The following is a 1336-nucleotide window of genomic DNA, read 5'->3' as shown; positions in this document are numbered from 1 at the left end:
CTGGTCACAGCTTAAATTGAAATACGAAAAGCCAAGACCAACTTAAAACTTGATTGCACCACTGTACCTAAAAGCTGATTTGAAGAAAAGGCTTGAGGCAAAAACCGATTTAGATTCAGTTTATTGAAATGACGCATAACGCTAAGCTAAGCGGCGGGCGTTAGCCCGTCCTTGCTTGAGCGCCTTGTTATGCTTATATATTTTTCCGAATGAGTGCATCTCGCGCCTCACTAGTTAAGGTTTTTTGAACACTTTGAATATCTGCTTGTAAGTGCAAAATATGTTCAATACGGTCCACAAGCTCTTCGTCTTTTTGAACTTCCCAAATACGAAAATGTAACTCATTTAGCATCGACGAAACCTCCTCAGAGATAACCATCTGGGCAGGCCCCTGTAAAATTCGCAACTCCCTGATATGGTTTTTACTACTTTTTAGTAGCATGCCAATATCAGCCAGAGACGCATCTTTTTCCTGATGTAATAGCTTTCGAAACTTTCTACTTTCAAGTTCTTCACCTAAAGCTTCAGCAAAGGAATTAAGTTCAATCAATAAAGACGTATAGTACTTTTCTCTTATATTCCAACCTTGTTGATTTAGCCAGCCTGCTTCAGCTAATTTTACCTTTACACTCTCAGTAACTATCGTAGATTCTTTAACTTGTTCTAATAACATATCAAAATCTTCTTTAGTCGCTAGGTTTTCGGCTTTTTTATTAAGGTATTTGGCAATATAAATGCCTACAGCTGACACGACTATAGCGCTCAATAATATCGGTACAGACGACCAAAAATCTGTATTGCTAAAATGATCAAACCACTTAATAACCAATTATTCTTCCATATTTACTAGATCAAGACATTTAGAGGCATAACGCCGTTGTAACCGGCAAAAATTGTTGGCTAAAATGTGAAGCGAAGCGTAACAGCCAACAGTTTTTTGTCCGCGTTGACGACCTTGTTATGCATTGACACTCAAAATTGAAAGCGCTTGCGCCTGCACCAACGAGCTAAACTTTTATTTATAAAAACACTCACCGAACCAAAAATTGCAAAGAAGCGCTCTAATGGTGAATGACCTTTCTGGTCACAGCTTAAATTGAAAAACGAAAAGCCAAGACCAACTTAAAATTTGATTACGCCACTGTACCTAAAAGCTGATTTGAAGAAAAGACTTGAAGTAAAAACCGTTTTAAAGACAGCGATTTAAAGTGACGCATAACGCCGCAAATAAACGGCTAAAAATAGTTGGCTAGAATTTGTGAGGTACGAACAAAGCCAACTGTTTTTTGTCCGCGTTTTAATTTGCATTGTTATTTACCGCTTTAAGCAGAACATT

The 1336-nt window shown here is 37.8% G+C and carries 1 protein-coding gene; it reads right to left on the bottom strand.

The genetic code is table 11. The annotated features are described in order from the left end of the window. Window positions 1-193: 193 nt before the first annotated feature. Window positions 194-829, bottom strand: coding sequence for a hypothetical protein (locus CWB72_RS11885; RefSeq protein ID WP_138631634.1), 636 nt, complete (start codon window positions 827-829; stop codon window positions 194-196). Between the last annotated feature and the right edge of the window lie 507 nt (window positions 830-1336).

This window comes from Pseudoalteromonas phenolica (assembly GCF_005886345.1).
Classification (GTDB): Bacteria; Pseudomonadota; Gammaproteobacteria; order Enterobacterales; family Alteromonadaceae; genus Pseudoalteromonas; species Pseudoalteromonas phenolica_A.
Note: the sequence above shows the minus strand (reverse complement) of the source record. Positions and strands in the feature narration are given on the sequence as shown.